At 69.2% G+C, this 15,369-nt stretch carries 14 protein-coding genes; 13 read left to right on the top strand and 1 reads right to left on the bottom strand.

Translation table 11 applies throughout. The features are described 5' to 3' along the window. Positions 1-81 precede the first annotated feature (81 nt). From FFI97_RS30545 to FFI97_RS30510, 8 genes are all read left to right on the top strand, one after another. On the top strand, positions 82-1,740 hold the full coding sequence (locus FFI97_RS30545; protein WP_139703941.1) for a hypothetical protein: 1,659 nt from the start codon (positions 82-84) through the stop codon (positions 1,738-1,740). Between the two features lie 118 nt (positions 1,741-1,858). After that, positions 1,859-2,635 carry an MHYT domain-containing protein gene (locus FFI97_RS30540; RefSeq protein ID WP_062472795.1) on the top strand — a complete coding sequence of 259 codons (777 nt, stop codon included), beginning with the start codon at positions 1,859-1,861 and terminating at the stop codon, positions 2,633-2,635. A gap of 73 nt (positions 2,636-2,708) precedes the next feature. Beyond that, a complete protein-coding gene (locus FFI97_RS30535; protein ID WP_139703944.1) occupies positions 2,709-4,319 on the top strand; it encodes an acyl-CoA carboxylase subunit beta in 1,611 nt (536 codons plus the stop codon). After that, complete coding sequence (locus FFI97_RS30530) at positions 4,316-6,265, top strand: acetyl/propionyl/methylcrotonyl-CoA carboxylase subunit alpha (RefSeq protein ID WP_139703946.1); 1,950 nt, start codon at positions 4,316-4,318, stop codon at positions 6,263-6,265. Before FFI97_RS30535 ends, FFI97_RS30530 begins: the two co-directional genes overlap by 4 nt. A gap of 31 nt (positions 6,266-6,296) precedes the next feature. Continuing rightward, on the top strand, positions 6,297-7,193 hold the full coding sequence (locus FFI97_RS30525) for an SDR family NAD(P)-dependent oxidoreductase (protein WP_139703948.1): 897 nt from the start codon (positions 6,297-6,299) through the stop codon (positions 7,191-7,193). Between the two features lie 24 nt (positions 7,194-7,217). Further along, entirely contained in the window at positions 7,218-8,378 is a 1,161-nt protein-coding gene (locus FFI97_RS30520; protein WP_095747399.1) for an acyl-CoA dehydrogenase family protein, read from the top strand. A gap of 5 nt (positions 8,379-8,383) precedes the next feature. Continuing rightward, the gene (locus FFI97_RS30515; protein ID WP_139703951.1) at positions 8,384-9,550 is read left to right on the top strand and encodes an acyl-CoA dehydrogenase family protein; all 1,167 of its coding nucleotides are present in this window, start codon (positions 8,384-8,386) and stop codon (positions 9,548-9,550) included. A gap of 95 nt (positions 9,551-9,645) precedes the next feature. Next, complete coding sequence (locus FFI97_RS30510) at positions 9,646-10,407, top strand: slipin family protein (protein WP_139703953.1); 762 nt, start codon at positions 9,646-9,648, stop codon at positions 10,405-10,407. Positions 10,408-10,484: 77 nt separating this feature from the next. On the opposite strand, the gene FFI97_RS30505 is transcribed toward FFI97_RS30510, so the two are convergent. Further along, positions 10,485-11,762, bottom strand: coding sequence for a DEAD/DEAH box helicase (locus FFI97_RS30505; RefSeq protein WP_139703956.1), 1,278 nt, complete (start codon positions 11,760-11,762; stop codon positions 10,485-10,487). 48 nt (positions 11,763-11,810) lie between these two features. Here FFI97_RS30505 and FFI97_RS30500 point away from each other — a divergent pair, with 48 nt between their 5' ends. The 5 genes from FFI97_RS30500 to FFI97_RS30475 all read left to right on the top strand — a co-directional run bounded on the left by FFI97_RS30500 (position 11,811) and on the right by FFI97_RS30475 (position 15,348). Then, positions 11,811-12,191 carry a translation initiation factor Sui1 gene (locus tag FFI97_RS30500; RefSeq protein ID WP_062472780.1) on the top strand — a complete coding sequence of 127 codons (381 nt, stop codon included), beginning with the start codon at positions 11,811-11,813 and terminating at the stop codon, positions 12,189-12,191. 7 nt (positions 12,192-12,198) lie between these two features. Then, the gene (locus tag FFI97_RS30495; RefSeq protein ID WP_056584018.1) at positions 12,199-12,435 is read left to right on the top strand and encodes a DUF3820 family protein; all 237 of its coding nucleotides are present in this window, start codon (positions 12,199-12,201) and stop codon (positions 12,433-12,435) included. A gap of 182 nt (positions 12,436-12,617) precedes the next feature. Then, positions 12,618-13,025: an RNA recognition motif domain-containing protein gene (locus FFI97_RS30490; RefSeq protein ID WP_095950733.1), complete on the top strand. Its 408-nt coding sequence runs from the start codon at positions 12,618-12,620 to the stop codon at positions 13,023-13,025. Between the two features lie 309 nt (positions 13,026-13,334). Further along, on the top strand, positions 13,335-13,823 hold the full coding sequence (locus FFI97_RS30480) for a tripartite tricarboxylate transporter TctB family protein (protein WP_070063464.1): 489 nt from the start codon (positions 13,335-13,337) through the stop codon (positions 13,821-13,823). Positions 13,824-13,836: 13 nt separating this feature from the next. Continuing rightward, positions 13,837-15,348, top strand: a complete 1,512-nt coding sequence (locus FFI97_RS30475) for a tripartite tricarboxylate transporter permease (RefSeq protein ID WP_139703961.1) — start codon at positions 13,837-13,839, stop codon at positions 15,346-15,348. The last annotated feature ends 21 nt before the right edge of the window (positions 15,349-15,369 follow it).

The following is a 15,369-nucleotide window of genomic DNA, read 5'->3' as shown; positions in this document are numbered from 1 at the left end:
AGCGACTGCGCGGCCTCTTCCGGCTCCTAGACTGCGGCGCACTGCCGCATCTGTCACAACGCCAACCCAGAGGAGATCGCCATGCCCCGTCGCTCGATCCGCGCTGCCGCGCTGACCGCCGCCCTCGCCCTGCTCGCCGCCTGCAGCTCGCTGTCGCCACCGCCCAAGCGCCCCGCCGCGTGGGCGGCGCCCGAGGTGCTCGTGGCCCCGTCGTCCTTCGCGGGCGTGCACGGCCTGGCCATCGATGCGAAGGGCCGGCTGCTCGCGGGCTCCGTGCTCGGCAACACGCTGTGGGAGGTCGACCGCCAGACCGGCGCCGCCAAGGTGCTGATCGATGCGCCCGAAGGCCAGGCCGACGACATCGCGGTCGGCCCGAAGGGCGAGCTGGCCTGGACCAACTACCTCATGGGCATGCTGCGCTACCGCGAGAACGACAGCGCGCCGCTGCGCGTGCTCGCCAAGGACCTGCCCGGCCTGAACTCGCTCGATTTCGATCGCAAGAACGGCAAGCTCTACGCCTCGCAGGTGTTCCTGGGCGATGCGCTGTGGGAGATCGACCGCGAGGGCAAGCAGCCGCCCCGGCTCATCAAGAAGGACATGGGCGGCTTCAACGGCTTCGAGGTCGGGCCCGACGGCCTGCTCTACGGCCCGCTGTGGTTCAAGGGCCAGGTCGTGAAGATCGACCCGGCGAACGGCAACCTGACCGTGATCGCCGACGGCTTCAAGATCCCCGCCGCCGCCAACCTCGACGGCAAGGGCAACCTCTGGGTGGTCGATGCGCGCAGCGGCGAGTTGGTGAAGGTCGATCTTGCGAGCGGCAAGAAGACCGTGGCCAAGCAACTGCGCCCGTCGCTCGACAACCTCGCCATCGCGCCCGACGGGACGATCTACGTCTCGAACATGGCCAACAACGAGGTGCAGGCCTTCAACCCCGCCACCGGCGCGCTGCGCACGCTCACCAGCGGCAAGGTGGCGGTGCCCGCGGGCCTGAAGATCGACGGCAACGACCTGTGGGTGGCCGACGTCTTCGGCTTCCGGCAGGTCGACGTGCGCACCGGCGAGGTGCGCGACGTGTTCCGCATGCAGCGCGACCCCGAGCTCGACTACCCCTTCGCGGTCGGGCTGTCGCCCAAGCTCTTCGCGCTGACCTCGTGGTTCACGGGCTCGGTGCAACTGGTCGACCGACAGACCCTGAAGACGGTCGAAACGATCCACGGCCTGAAAGCGCCGTTCGACGCGCTGCCGATGCCCGACGGCAGCGTGATCTACGCCGAGCTCGCCACCGGCAGCATCACCCGCGCCAGCGGGCCGAAGTTTGCGGAGAAGTCAGTGCTGGCTAGCGGACTGAACGGCCCGGTGCAACTGGTGGTCGGCCAGGACGGCGCGCTCTACGTGACCGAGGCCGCCGGCAAGCTGCTGCGCATTCCGCTGGACGCCAGCGCGCCGCTGCGCACCGTGGCCGACGGGCTGGCGCTGCCCGAGGGCCTGGCCCAGACGCCGTGGGGCAGTTTCATCGTGGCCGAGAGCGCGGCACGCCGGCTGGTCGAGATCGACCCGGCCACCGGCACCCGCCGCACCGTCGCCGAGAACCTGCCCATCGGCCTGGCCGCCGGGCCCGGCCTGCCCCCGCCCTACGTGGTGACGGGCGTGGCCGTGGGCCGCGACGGCACGGTCTACGTGGCGGCCGACAGGAACAATTCGATCTATCGAATTCGGCCTGTCATTCAGGGTAACAATTAGTACAAGTTTCTGTTTACTTTTATAAACACATATTACAAACTGGTCGGGACGCGTCGCAGCGTTCCGATCGCATAGGGCAGTCGGGGTCTGCGAAGCGCTCTTTCCGAAGGGACATCGCATGACTCCACTCGTCGTAGGCCAAGTGCTATCGCCCGAATACTCCCTGGGGCTGGTCGCGCTTTCGTTCGTCATTTCCTTCTTCGGCTCGCTGGTGGCCCTGATCTGCGCCGGGCGCATGGTCGGTGCCGACGGCAAACCCAACCTGGCCATCGTGGCCTGCGCCGCGGTGGCGCTGGGGGGCATCGGCATCTGGTCGATGCACTTCATCGGCATGCTGGCTTACCGGCTGCCCTTCGGCATCGCCTACAACATGCCGCTGACCATCGTGTCGCTGGTGGCGGCCATCCTGATCTCGGGCATTGCGCTGTACCTGGCGGGCGGGCGCGCCAAGTTCAGCCGCTCGGGCTGGCTGGCGGGCAGCCTGCTGGCGGGCCTGGGCGTGTGCGTGATGCACTACATGGGCATGTTCGCGATGAACATGCGGGCCACGATGAGCTTCGACTTCAGCATGGTCGCGCTGTCGGTGGTCATCGCCATCACGGCCGCCGCCGCGGCGCTGTGGCTGGCCTTCAACCTGCGCAAGCTGAGCCACCAGGTGGCCGCCGCCGCCGTGATGGGCGTGGCGGTGTGCACCATGCACTACGTGGGCATGAGCGCGGCCAGCATGATCTGCACGGCGGCCGCCCCGGTCGACGCGCTCTCGCTGGGCGGCAGCTACATGGGCCTCACGGTGTTCGGCACGGCCGGCGCGGTGCTGATCTTCATCTACTGGGTGGTCACGGGCAGCAGCCTGGACGCCGCCCCCGCCGCACAACGGCGCGTGCGCCCCAGCTAGTTGGCGCAAGCGGGCCGGGGGCCCGCCTCCTAAAGTCTGTGCGAAACGACACGCGCGCACCGCACAGACCCCCATGCCCTTCCTCGAATCCCGGCTGCACACCGCCGGAGACAGCTACCAGGCCAACCGCGCCAGCATGCTCTCGCTGCTGGAGCAGGTCCGGTCCCATGAAGCCCGCGCCGTGGCCGCCTCCAGCGCCTCGGCCGAGCGCTTCGCCAAGCGCGGCCAGCTGCTGCCGCGCGAACGCCTCGCGCTGCTGCTGGACACCGGCGCGCCCTTCCTGCCGCTGGCCACGCTGGCGGGCCTGGGTCAGGACAACCCCGACCTTTCGAAAAGCGTGCCCGGCGGCGGCCTGATCGCCGGCATCGGGCGCGTGGCGGGCGTGCGCTGCATGATCAGCGCCTCCGACTCCGGCATCGACGCCGGCGCGCTGCAGCCCATGGGGCTGGACAAGCAGCTGCGCCTGCACGAGATCGCGCTGGAGAACAAGCTGCCCTTCATCCAGCTGGTGGAAAGCGCGGGCGCCAACCTCATGCAGTACCGCGTGCAGGACTTCGTGCGCGGCGGCAACATCTTCCGCAACCTCGCACGGCTCTCGGCCGCGGGCCTGCCGGTGGTGACCGTGACGCACGGTTCGTCGACCGCGGGCGGCGCCTACCAGACGGGCCTGTCGGACTACATCGTGATGGTGCGCGACCGCACGCGGGCCTTCCTGGCCGGCCCGCCGCTGCTGAAGGCCGCCACCGGCGAGATCGCCACCGAGGAAGAACTGGGCGGCGCCGTCATGCACACCCACATCTCGGGCCTGGGCGACTACCTGGCCGAGGACGACCGTGACGCGCTGCGCATCGCGCGCGCCATCCTCGGCGGCATCGACTGGGCGCGCGACGAGGCACCGCGCGCCTTCGCGCCGCCGCGCCACGACGCCGAGGAGCTGATGGGCCTCATGCCCGCCGACGGCCGCCGGCCGGTGGACATGCGCGAGGTCATCGCGCGCATCGCCGACGGCTCGGAGTTCCTGGCCTTCAGCGAGCACTACGGCAGCGCCACGGTCTGCGGCCACATCCGGCTCGAAGGCCACGCGGTGGGCATCATCACCAACAACGGCCCCATCGATTCCGACGGCGCCACCAAGGCCACGCACTTCATCCAGGCCTGCTGCCAGTCGCGCACGCCGATCGTCTACCTGCAGAACATCACGGGCTACATGGTCGGCCGCGCGCACGAGGAGGCCGGCATCATCAAGCACGGCGCCAAGATGATCCAGGCCGTGACCAGCGCCAACGTGCCGCAGATCACGCTGCATTGCGGCGCTTCGTACGGCGCGGGCAACTACGGCATGTGCGGGCGCGGCTTTGCGCCGCGCTTCTGCTTCAGCTGGCCCAACGCACGCACCGCCGTGATGGGCGGCGAGCAGGCCGCGCAGACCATGGCCATCGTGATGGAGGCCGGCATGGCCCGCAAGGGTGCCGTCGACCGCGACAAGATCGACGCGATGCAGCGCCAGATCGTCGAGCGCTTCGACCGCCAGATGAGCGTCTTCACCACCAGCGCATTGCTGCTCGACGACGGCGTGATCGACCCGCGCGACACGCGCGCCGTGCTGGCCGAGGCGCTGTCGATCTGCCGCGACGCCGAGGCACGCGCCCCGCAACCCATGCAGTTTTCGGTGGCACGGCCATGAGCGCATTCAAGAAGATCCTGATCGCCAACCGCGGCGAGATCGCCGTGCGCGTGATGCGCACCGCGCGCGCCATGGGCTACCGCACGGTCGCCGTGTACTCCCGCGCCGACGCAGACGCCGAGCACGTGCGCCAGGCCGACGAGGCCGTGTGCATCGGCGAGCCGCTGCCCGCGCAGAGCTACCTGAACATTGACGCGATCGTTGCCGCGGCCCGCGCCAGCGGCGCCGACGCGGTGCATCCGGGCTACGGCTTCCTGGCCGAGAACGCGGCCTTCGCGCAGGCCTGCCGCGACGCAGGGCTGGTCTTCATCGGGCCATCGCCCGAGGCCATCGTCGCGATGGGCGACAAGGCCGGCGCCAAGCGGCTCATGCAGGCGGCCGGCGTGCCGTGCATTCCCGGCTACCAGGGCGACGATCAAAGCTCCGCAACGCTGGCCGCCGAGGCCGAACGCATCGGCTGGCCCGTGATGATCAAGGCCACGGCCGGCGGCGGCGGGCGTGGCATGCGGCTCGTGGCCTCGGCCGGCGCCTTCGCCGAGCAGCTGCAGAGCGCGCAGTCCGAGGCGCTGCATGCCTTCGGCGACGCCACCGTGATCCTGGAGCGCGCCATCGTCGCGCCGCGCCACATCGAGATCCAGGTGTTTGCCGACCGGCACGGCCACGCGATCCACCTCGGCGAGCGCGACTGCTCGGTGCAGCGGCGCCACCAGAAGGTGATCGAGGAAGCGCCCTCGCCGGCCGTCGATGCCGCGCTGCGCGCGCGCATGGGCGCCACCGCCGTGGCCGCCGCGAAGGCCATCGCCTACGAAGGCGCGGGCACGCTCGAGTTTCTGCTCGACGCGCAAGGCCAGTACTGGTTCATGGAGATGAACACGCGGCTGCAGGTGGAGCACCCCGTGACTGAAGCGGTGACGGGGCTGGACCTCGTCGAGCTGCAGCTGCGCGTGGCCGCCAGCGAGCCGCTGCCGCTCACGCAGGACGACGTGCGCATCACCGGCCATGCGATCGAAGTGCGCCTGTGCGCCGAAGACCCGCAGCAGGGCTTCCTGCCGCAAAGCGGCACGCTCACGGCGTGGCGCCCGTCGCCCGCGCTGCGCACCGAACACGCGCTGCGCGACGGCGCCGAAGTGCCGCCCTTCTACGACTCGATGATCGCCAAGCTCATCGCATCGGGCCGCACGCGCGACGAAGCACGGCAGCGGCTGCTGGCCGGCCTGCGCGACACGGTAGCGCTCGGCCTGCCGACCAACCAGGCGCTGCTGCAGCGCGCGCTCGCGCACCCGGTGTTCGCGGGCGGCGGTGCGACCACCGCCTTCATCGGCGACCACCTCGACGCGCTGCTGGCCGCCGACACCGCGAGCAACACGCGCGCCGCCCTGCTCGCGGCCCTGCTGCTGCAGACCGGCGCGCGCGGCTGGCCTTCGCCGCTGGCGCACACGCTGCCCAACGCCCTGCGCTTTGCGCTCGACGGTGCCGTCCACACGGCGCGCGTGACGCCGCGCGGCGCGGCGCATTTCGAGGTCGTGCTGGACGACGCCGCGCCGGCCACGCTCGCGCTGCTGGCGCTGCCGGACGACGGCCCGGTGCGCTTTGCCTGCAACGGCGTGGCCGCGCAGGCATGGGTGGTGCGGCGCGGCGAACGCACGGACCTCCACTTCGACGGCCTCGCCCACCGCCTCGACGACCTCACGCACGTGGCCGTCCCGCGCGCCGGCGCGGGCGGCGGTGACGGCCTGCTGCGCGCCTCGATGAACGGCCGCGTGGTCGCGCTGCTGGCCGCCGAGGGCGACACCGTCGCGGCGGGCCAACCACTGGTCACGCTCGAAGCCATGAAGATGGAACACGTGCACTGCGCGCCGCGCGCGGGCCGCGTCGCGGCGCTGCATGTGGCCGTGGGCACGCAGGTGGCCGCGCGCCACATCGTGGCCGAGATCGCCGAGGCCTGAAGGCCCCTCCCCTTTTTCGAGAACCTGTCGAATGAACGCATCCCACTATCGCTCCGTCTTCGCGCCCGGCCTGTTCGCCGGGCAATGCATCGTCGTCACCGGCGGCGGCTCCGGCATCGGCCGCTGCACCGCGCACGAGCTGGCCTCGCTCGGCGCCCACGTGGTGCTGGTCGGGCGCAAGCCCGAGAAACTCGACGCGGTGCGCGCCGAGATCGAGGCCGCCGGCGGCAACGCCAGCACGCAGGCCTTCGACATCCGCCAGGAAGACGCCGTGCGCGAGGCCGTGAAGGCCATCGTCGCGGCGCACGGGCGCATCGACGGGCTGGTCAACAACGCGGGCGGTCAGTACATCACGCCGCTGTCCGCCATCTCGGCCAAGGGCTGGGAGGCGGTGATCCACACCAACCTCACGGGCGGCTTCCTGGTGGCGCGCGAGTGCTACCTGCAGAGCATGCAGGCGAACGGCGGCGCCATCGTCAACATCGTGGCCGACATCTGGGGGTCGATGCCGAACATGGGCCACAGCGGCGCCGCACGCGCCGGCATGGTGAGCTTCACCGAGACCGCCGCCGCCGAATGGGCCGTGAGCGGCGTGCGCGTGAACGCGGTGGCGCCGGGCTACATCGCCTCCAGCGGCATGGACCACTACCCGCCCGAGGCCGGCGACATGCTGCGCGCCATGCGCAAGACGGTGCCCGCGGGCCGCTTCGGCAACGAGGCCGAGACCTCCGCCGCCATCGCCTTCCTGCTGGGCCCGGCCGCCGCCTTCATCAGCGGCACCGTGCTGCGCGTGGACGGCGCGCGCCCGCAGGCGCGCATGGGCTGGCCGATGGAACTGCCCGATGCGCAGGCGCAGCAGCGCCCCGCGGTGCGGCCCTACGACGGCTTTCACCTCGCGCAGACACCGCGCGTGTTCCAGGACAAGTAACGAGCGAACGAACGGAGACCAGTGATGCAGTACACCCATGAACACCTCGAGATGCAGAACACCCTGCGCCGGTTCATCGACGAGGAGATCAACCCCCACGTCGACGAATGGGAAGAGGCCGAGATCTTTCCCGCGCACGAGGTCTTCAAGAAGCTCGGCAACCTCGGCCTGCTGGGCCTGAACAAGCCCGAGGCCTTCGGCGGCGCCGGGCTCGACTACTCGTTTGCGATGGCCTTCGCCGAGGGGCTGGGCCACATCAGCTGCGGCGGCGTGCCGATGGCCATCGGCGTGCAGACCGACATGTGCACGCCCGCGCTCGCGCGCTTCGGCAGCGATGAGTTGCGCCGCGAGTTCCTGGTGCCCGCCATCGCGGGCGACACGGTCGGCTGCATCGGCGTGAGCGAGCCCGGCGCGGGCAGCGACGTGGCGGGCCTGAAGACCTACGCGAAGAAGGACGGCGACGACTACCTCATCACCGGCCAGAAGATGTGGATCACCAACAGCCTGCAGGCCGACTGGATGTGCATGCTGGTCAACACCAGCGAGGGCCCGGTGCATCGCAACAAGTCGCTCGTGATGGTGCCGATGAACCTGCCCGGCATCGAGAAGGCCAAGAAGATCCGCAAGATCGGTATGGACTCGAGCGACACCGGCCTCATCTACTTCGACAACGTGCGCGTGCCGCAGCGCTACCGCATCGGCGAGGAAGGCCAGGGCTTCGTCTACCAGATGCAGCAGTTCCAGGAAGAGCGCCTGTGGTGCGCGGCCAGCTCGCTCGCGCCGATGGACGACTGCATCACGCAGACCATCGAATGGGCGCAGCAGCGCCAGATGTTCGGCGCCACGCTGGCCGACCAGCAGTGGGTGCAGTTCAAGCTGGCCGAGCTCAAGACCGAGGTGGAGGCGCTGCGCGCCCTCACCTACCGCGCCTGCGACCTGCACGTGAAGGGCGAGGACGTGCTCGAGCTCGCGTCGATGGCCAAGCTCAAGACCGGCCGCCTCACGCGCCAAGTGGCCGACACCTGCCTGCAGTTCTGGGGCGGCATGGGCTTCACGCTGGAGAACCGTGTCTCGCGCCTGTACCGCGACGGCCGCCTGGGCTCCATCGGCGGCGGCGCCGACGAGGTGATGCTCGGCATCCTCGCCAAGACCATGGGCATCGCCAAGCGCCCGCCGCGCGGCTGAGCGCCATGGACGCTGAACTGCAGGCCGACCGTGCGGCGCTCGCCGACACGGTGCGCCGCTTCGCCCAGACCGAGATCGCACCGAACGTGCTGGCCTGGGACGAGGCCGGCGAATTCCCGCGCGCGCTGTACGCCCGCGCGGCCGAGCTGGGCCTGCTGGGCCTGGGCTACCCGGAAGCACTCGGCGGCACGCCCGCCTCCTATGCGCTGAAGCTGCCCGCGTGGGTCGCGCTCGCGCGCCACGGCCAGAGCGGCGGCGTGCTCGCGAGCCTGTTCTCGCACAACATCGGCCTGCCGCCCGTGGTGCTGCATGCGAGCGACGATGTGCGCCGCGAGGTCGTGCCCGCGGTGCTGCGCGGTGAAAAGATCGCCGCGCTTGCGATCACCGAACCCGGCGGCGGCTCCGACGTGGCCGCAGTGCGCACGACGGCGAAGCGTGATGGCGATCACTACGTGCTCAACGGCGAGAAGACCTTCATCACCTCGGGCATGCGCGCCGACTGGATCACCGTGGCCGTGCGTACCGGCGAAGGCCGCGGCGCGGGCGGGCTCTCGATGCTGCTGGTGCCGGGCGACGCGCCCGGCCTTTCGCGCACCCGGCTCGCGAAGATGGGCTGGCTGTGCTCCGACACCGCCACGCTGCACTTCGACAACGTGCGCGTGCCCGCGCGCTACCTGCTGGGCGACGAAGGCGGCGGGTTCCGCATGGTCATGGGCAACTTCAACGGCGAGCGCGTCGGGCTCGCGGCCGGTGCGCTGGGCTTCGCGCAGGCCTGCCTGGACGAGGCGCTGGCCTGGTCGCGCGAGCGCAAGACCTTCGGCGCCGCGCTCATCGAACACCAGGCGGTGCGCCACAAGCTGGTCGACATGCAGATGCGCATCGCCTCGACCGAGGCCTGGCTCGAGGCCGTGTCCGCCGAGGGCGACGCGCACGAGGCGGCGGGCCGCATCAACGCGCCCGAGTGGGTGGCGCAGGTCTGCCTGCTCAAGAACCACGCCACGCAGACCATGCAGTTCTGCGCCGACCAGGCGGTGCAGATCCTCGGCGGCATGGGCTTCATGCGCGGCACGGTGAGCGAGCGCGTCTACCGCGAGGTCAAGGTGATGATGATCGGCGGCGGGGCCGAGGAGATCATGAAGGAGCTGGCGGCGCGCCAACTCGGGTGGGTGTAGCGGCAGAGCCGACCTTTCTTCCGGCCCGGCCGGAACGCCGCTGCGCAGCGGGTGTCCAACCGTTCAGCACCTTTGCTGAGTCGCGGGAGATCACCATGCTCTCTTTCACTTATGGCATCGGCGCCGTCGCCCTGGTCCTGCTGGCGGCGCTGCTCTTTTCGGCGATATGGATCTTCCGGGAGTACGAGCGCGGCATCGTGTTCACCCTGGGGCGCTTCTCGAAGGTGGCAGGGCCCGGACTGGTGTTCGTGATCCCGGCCATCCAGCAGGTGGTGCGCGTCGACCTGCGCACCGTGGTGCTCGAAGTGCCGACGCAGGACGTGATCTCGCGCGACAACGTGTCGGTGAAGGTCAGCGCGGTCGTCTACTTCCGCATCGTCGATGCGGCCAAGGCCATCATCGAGGTCAAGGACTTCTTCAACGCGACCAGCCAGTTGGCTCAGACCACGCTGCGCTCGGTGCTCGGCAAGCACCAGCTGGACGACATGCTGGCCGAGCGCGAGAAGCTCAACCTGGATGTGCGTGAATCGCTGGACGTGCAAACCGCGTCATGGGGCATCAAGGTGTCGAACGTCGAGATCAAGCAGATCGACCTCACCGAATCCATGATCCGCGCCATCGCACGGCAGGCCGAGGCGGAACGCGAACGCCGCGCCAAGGTGATCCATGCCGAGGGCGAACTGCAGGCATCCGAGAAGCTGTTCCAGGCCGCGCGCGTGCTGGCGCAGGAGCCGCAGGCCATCCAGTTGCGCTACCTGGAAACGCTCACGGTGATCGGCGCGGACAAGAACACGACCATCGTGTTTCCGCTGCCGGTGGACCTGATGGCGAGCTTGCTCGGCAAGCAGCACGCATAGCGCGCAACGCACGAAAGCGGAAAACCGTTCGAAGCACCCGCCGGCATCCTTTCATGCCGGCTGACGCCTGACGCGCGTCAGTCCGCGTCTTCCCCACCGCCCGCCTGTGCGGCCAGCGCGGCCGCGGCGCGCAGCTTGTCCTTCTTGCTCGGCCGCGCGCCCTTGATGCCGCCGTTGCCCGAGGTGTCGACCACCACCGGCGCCGTCTCGATCGGCTCGAAGCCCGCGATGCGCTCGCGCGGCACGCGCTGGCCCTGGCGCTTCTCGATCAGGCGGAAGTGCGCCTCGGTGGCCGGGCTCACGAAGCTGATCGCCAGCCCGCTCGCGCCCGCGCGGCCGGTGCGGCCGATGCGGTGGATGTAGTCGGTGGGCGAACGCGGCAGGTCGTAGTTGATGACCACGGGCAGCTGCGCGATGTCCAGGCCGCGCGCCGCCAGGTCGGTGGCGATCACCACGTCCCACCGGCTCTGCTTGAACTGCGCCAGGATGTCGCGGCGCGTGCCCTGCGCGATGTCGCCGTGGAAGGGCACGGCGTAGATGCCGTTGCGGTACAGCTTCTCGGCCACGGTCTGCGCGGCGTGCTGCGTGGCGACGAACACCAGCACGCGGTCCCAGGTGCCTTCGTTGTCCTTCAGCAGCTGGCGCAGCAGCTGGGTGCGACGGGCGGCGTCGACCTCGATGGCGCGCTGCACGATGTCGGGGCGGGTGCCGGGCTCGCCCTGCACGTCGACCAGCGCCGGGTCGTGCAGCATGTCGTCGGCCAGCGCCTGGATGGCGATCGGGAAGGTGGCCGAAAAGAGCAGGTTCTGGCGCCGCGCCGGCAGCAGCGCCAGGATGCGCTGCAGCTCCTCGGCAAAGCCCAGGTCGAACAGGCGGTCGGCCTCGTCGAGCACGAGCGTCGACACGGCGTCGAGCGCGAGCGCGTTGTGTTCGACCAGATCGAGCAGCCGGCCGGGCGTGGCGACCACGATGTCGGCGCCGCCGCGCAGCCGCATCATCTGCGGGTTGATCGAGACACCGCCGACCGCGACGACGATCTTCAGGCGCTCGGGCAGGTGCCGTGCGAAGTCTTCCAGCGTCTCGCCGACCTGGGCCGCGAGTTCGCGCGTGGGCACGAGCACCAGCGCGCGCAGCCGGCGCGACGCCGACGAGGCAGGCTCGGCGGCCAGGCGCTGCAGCAGCGGCAGGGAAAATGCGGCCGTCTTGCCAGAGCCGGTCTGTGCCGAGCCCCGCAGGTCGCGGCCCTGCAAAATGGCAGGGATGGCCGCCGCCTGGATGGCGGTCGGCGCGGCAAAGCCGCTCGCGGCGGCCGCTTGCGCGAGCGCGGGGGTCAGGCCCAGGGTATCGAATGGCATGGAACGGGCACCGGGAAAAAGAGAGAGATCGAAAGAAAGACGGATCGAATGGGAACGATGAAGAACAGCCGCACCGGCAGCACGCTGGTGTACTCCACCGAGGCGGGCGGGCGCATGTGCCCCGACTGCGGCGCCCCGATGGCGCAATGCCGCTGCAAGGAACTCGCGAAGGCCCGCACGGCGGCCACGGACGGCATTGTCCGCGTATCGCACGAGACCAAGGGCCGAAAGGGCAAGGGCGTGACCGTGGTCAAGGGCCTGCCGCTCGACGCGGCGGCGCTGGCGGCCGTGGGCAAGCAGCTGAAAGCAGCCTGCGGCACGGGCGGTACGGTGAAGGATGGCACCGTGGAGATCCAGGGCGATCACCGCGAGGTCGTCATCGCCGCCCTCGTGAAGCAGGGCCACACGGTCAAGCGCGCAGGCGGCTGAAGCACGCATGAACCCCGAAGACCTGCAGCGCCTGGTGACGCTCGAAATGCCTTTTGGCAAGCACAAGGGCACGCTGATTGCCGATTTGCCCGGAAATTACCTGACCTGGTTTGCGCGCGAGGGTTTTCCCGCGGGAGAAATTGGCCGGCTGCTCGCTTTGATGCATGAAATAGACCACAACGGCCTGTCCGACCTCCTGAAACCGTTGCGAAACCGCCCGTCGGGTCGGAATGTTTCTCGATAACACAAGATTTCCCCCCTTTTTTCGGAAATCGGGCCGGATAATCCGGCTCACGTGTCTGCGAGCCTTGGCTCCCGTGCACGTAATTTGGTGATCGGTCAGTTTCGCGCCACAGCGCATTAGTTTGTTGTGATTCTGGGACTCCATCGCTTTGTGTTTTTTTGGTTTGAATTAGGAGTCCCTCCATGGGCAAGAAACTTTACGTGGGCAACCTCGCCTACTCCGTGCGTGACAACGACCTGGAACAGGCTTTCGGCGAGTTCGGCTCGATCGTCAGCGCCAAGGTCATGATGGAACGTGACACCGGCCGTTCGAAGGGCTTCGGCTTCGTCGAAATGGGCACGGACGCTGAAGCACTCGCAGCTGTCGAAGGCATGAACGGCGCATCGCTGCAGGGCCGCGCCCTGACGGTGAACGAAGCCCGTCCGATGGAAGCACGTCCCCCCCGCACCGGCGGTGGTGGCGGCTACGGCGGTGGTGGCGGCGGCGGCTACGGTGGTGGCGGCGGCGGCGGTTACGGCGGCGGCGGTGGCGGCCGTAGCGGTGGCGGCGGTGGTTACGGCGGCGGCGGCGGTGGCCGCGGCGGCTACTAAGCCCTCCCCCACACACTCATGAGCGCCTCGGCGCTCTGAATGAATAAAAAGCTCCTTCGGGAGCTTTTTTCGTTTCCGGCCCCCACAACCCGGCCCCGGTCCCTGCCCCTTCGAGGAACACCGCGGAACCGGCTTTGCCGGGCCGCCGGTGTCGCCCCCGGAAGGGGGTTGGCGAAAGCGACACGAACTGCGCGAAGCCTGGGGAGAGCCCGTACTTTCCCTGTAAGCATTTGTCCGTACCGCGCTGGTCAGCCGACGGTCAGCCGCTGGCGACGACCCTCGTCCCTTCGAAAACAGAGGGTCGAGACAATGAAAATCAAGAGACAGGCGGACTTCTTCTCAGGAGTCATGTTCGCCGCCGTCGGTGGCGCGTTCGCCATCGGTGCCACCACCTACACCATCGGCGACGGCGCCCGCATGGGGCCGGGGTACTTTCCGCTGATGCTGGGCATCCTGCTGGCGCTGCTGGGGGCGCTGATCATGTTCCAGGCCATGGTGGTCGAGAGCGCCGACGGCGACAAGATCGGCAAATGGGCCTGGAAGCCGCTGGCCTTCGTGCTCGGCGCCAACCTGGCCTTCGGCGTGCTGCTGGGCGGCCTGCCCAGCGTCGGACTGCCGGCGATGGGCATGATCATCGCGATCTACGCGCTGACGATCATCTCGAGCATGGCCGGCGAGCACTTCAAGCTGCGCGACGTGCTGGTGCTCTCCACCATCCTGGCGGCCGGCAGCTATGTGGCCTTCATCTGGGCGCTCAAGCTCCAGATCCAGGTCTGGCCCACCTTCATTTCGGGTTGAGGAGCACACCGCCATGGAACTGTTCCACAACCTGGCGACCGGCTTCGGCGTCGCCTTCACCTTCACCAACCTGCTGTACTGCCTGGTCGGTTGCATCCTGGGCACGCTGATCGGCGTGCTGCCGGGCATCGGCCCGGTCGCGACGATCGCGATGCTGCTGCCCGCCACCTACGCGCTGCCGCCCGTCTCGGCGCTGATCATGCTGGCCGGCATCTACTACGGCGCCCAGTACGGCGGCTCGACCACGGCCATCCTGGTGAACCTGCCCGGGGAGTCGTCCTCGGTGGTCACCTGCATCGACGGCTACCAGATGGCAAGGCAGGGCCGCGCAGGCCCCGCGCTGGCCGCGGCCGGCCTGGGCTCGTTCTTCGCGGGCTGCGTCGGCACGCTCATTCTTGCGGCCTTCGCGCCGCCGCTGACCGAGCTGGCCTTCAAGTTCGGCCCGGCCGAGTACTTCTCGCTGATGGTGCTGGGCCTGATCGGCGCGGTGGTGCTGGCCTCGGGCTCGCTGCTCAAGGCGGTGGCGATGATCGTGCTGGGCCTGCTGCTGGGCATCGTGGGCACCGACGTCAACTCGGGCGTGGCGCGCTTCAGCTTCGACATTCCCGAGCTCACCGACGGCATCGGCTTCGTGGTGATCGCCATGGGCGTGTTCGGCTACGGCGAAATCATCGGCAACCTCTCGCAGCCCGACGACGAGCGCGAGGTGTTCACGCACAAGGTCAAGGGCCTGTGGCCCACCAAGGACGACTTCAAGCGCATGACGCCCGCCGTGCTGCGCGGCACGGCGCTGGGTTCGGCGCTGGGCATCCTGCCGGGCGGCGGTGCGCTGCTGGCGGCCTTCGCGGCCTACGCGCTGGAAAAGAAGATCAAGATGCGCCCCGGCGAAGTCGCCTTCGGCAAGGGCAACATCCGCGGCGTGGCCTCACCCGAGTCGGCCAACAACGCCGGCGCGCAGACCTCCTTCATTCCGCTCTTGACGCTGGGCATCCCGCCCAACGCCGTGATGGCGCTGATGGTGGGCGCGATGACCATCCACAACATCCAGCCCGGCCCGCAGGTGATGACCAGCAACCCCGAGCTGTTCTGGGGCCTGATCGCCTCGATGTGGATCGGCAACGCGATGCTGATCATCCTGAACCTGCCGCTGATCGGCATGTGGATCAAGCTGCTGACGGTGCCCTACAAGTTCCTGTTCCCTGCCATCGTGCTGTTCTGCGCGATCGGCGTGTACTCGACCAACAACAACACCTTCGACGTGTGGATGGTGGCGATCTTCGGCTTCATCGGCTACCTGTTCCTGAAGCTGCGCACCGAGCCGGCCCCGCTGTTGCTGGGCTTCATCCTCGGGCCGATGATGGAAGAGAACCTGCGGCGCGCGCTGCTGCTGTCGCGCGGCGCGTGGAGCGTGTTCGTCACGCGGCCGCTGTCGGCGGGGCTGCTGATCGCCGCGGCGCTGCTGCTGGCCATCGTGCTGTTGCCGGCGATCAAGGCGAAACGCGAAGAGGCGTTTGTCGAAGACTGACCTCGGCGCCCCAAGAAAAAA

It is taken from the genome of Variovorax sp. KBS0712, from assembly GCF_006323185.2.
In the GTDB taxonomy this organism is placed as follows: domain Bacteria; phylum Pseudomonadota; class Gammaproteobacteria; order Burkholderiales; family Burkholderiaceae_C; genus Variovorax; species Variovorax boronicumulans.
This window is presented reverse-complemented; position numbering and strand designations above follow the sequence as displayed.